The 1,292-nt window shown below is 73.5% G+C and carries 1 protein-coding gene and 1 rRNA gene; one reads left to right on the plus strand and one right to left on the minus strand.

All coding sequences use genetic code 11. The features are described 5' to 3' along the window. Window positions 1–1,111, plus strand: a 1,111-nt coding sequence (locus AB0N27_RS28065) for a hypothetical protein (protein ID WP_364376058.1), incomplete at its 5' end; no start/stop codon positions are given. Between the two features lie 90 nt (window positions 1,112–1,201). Here AB0N27_RS28065 and rrf read toward each other — a convergent pair. Beyond that, a 5S ribosomal RNA gene (gene rrf / locus AB0N27_RS28070) occupies window positions 1,202–1,292 on the minus strand; the annotation flags it as partial.

The following is a 1,292-nucleotide window of genomic DNA, read 5'->3' on the forward strand; positions in this document are numbered from 1 at the left end:
CCTCACGCGGCGGGCCGGAACGACCACGGTCCCCGCCCTGGTAACCGCCCTCGCGACGGTCGCCGCCACGGAACCCGCCCTCACGGTCGCCACCACGGAAGCCACCTTCACGGCGGTCGCCGCCACGGAAACCGCCCTCACGGTCACCGCCCCGAAAACCGCCCTCACGCGGCGGGCCGGAACGACCACGGTCCCCGCCCTGGTAACCACCCTCACGACGGTCGCCGCCACGGAAGCCGCCCTCGCGGTCACCACCACGGAAGCCACCTTCACGGCGGTCGCCGCCACGGAAACCGCCCTCACGGTCGCCGCCACGGAAGCCACCCTCACGGGGCGGACCGGAACGACCACGGTCGCCGCCCTGGTAACCACCCTCACGACGATCGCCGCCACGGAAACCGCCCTCGCGACGGTCGCCACCACGGAAGCCGCCCTCACGCGGCGGGCCGGAACGGTCACGGTCGCCGCCCTGGTAACCACCCTCACGGCGCTCGCCGCCACGGAAGCCACCCTCGCGGTCACCACCACGGAAGCCACCCTCACGCGGCGGACCGGAACGACCACGGTCCCCGCCCTGGTAACCACCTTCGCGGCGGTCGCCACCGCGGAAACCGCCCTCACGGTCACCACCACGGAAGCCACCCTCACGCGGGCCACTGGGGCGGGCGCCGTCGCGGAAACCACCCTCACGACGGTCGCCGCCCCGGAAGCCACCCTCGCGCGGGGCACCGGACCGGGAGTTGTCCCGGTCGCCACCACGGAAGCCACCGTCACGGGGCGCACCCGAGCGCGCACCGTCCCGGAAGCCACCCTCACGGCGGTCACCGCCGCGGAAACCGCCCTCGCGGTCGCCACCACGGAAGCCACCTTCGCGGCGGTCACCGCCCCGGAAGCCACCCTCACGCGGAGCACCGGACCGCGAACCGTCCCGGTCGCCACCACGGGAACCGCCATCGCGGCCGCCGGCGTATCCGCCGCGGGTGCCGCCAGCGTTGTCGCGGTCGCCCCGGTACGGGGGCCGGTCGTCGCGGCGCGGGCCGCGGTCGCGTCCAGCCGAGCCGTCGGTACGGTCTTCGTAGCGACGGGGACGATCTCCGCCCTGCGGTCCTGAACTCACAGGTACATCCTTCCTGATTGCGCCACCAATGGCGCTACGCAGTCGAGGGCCGACCCGGATGGGGCGGCCCTCGACTGGAAGATTGTCCGGCGGCGTCCTACTCTCCCACACCCTCACGAGTGCAGTACCATCGGCGCTGGAGGGCTTAGCTTCCGGGTTCGGAATGTAACCGGGC

Origin of the sequence: Micromonospora sp. NPDC093244, assembly GCF_040683695.1 — a bacterium.
Lineage (GTDB): Bacteria > Actinomycetota > Actinomycetes > Mycobacteriales > Micromonosporaceae > Micromonospora.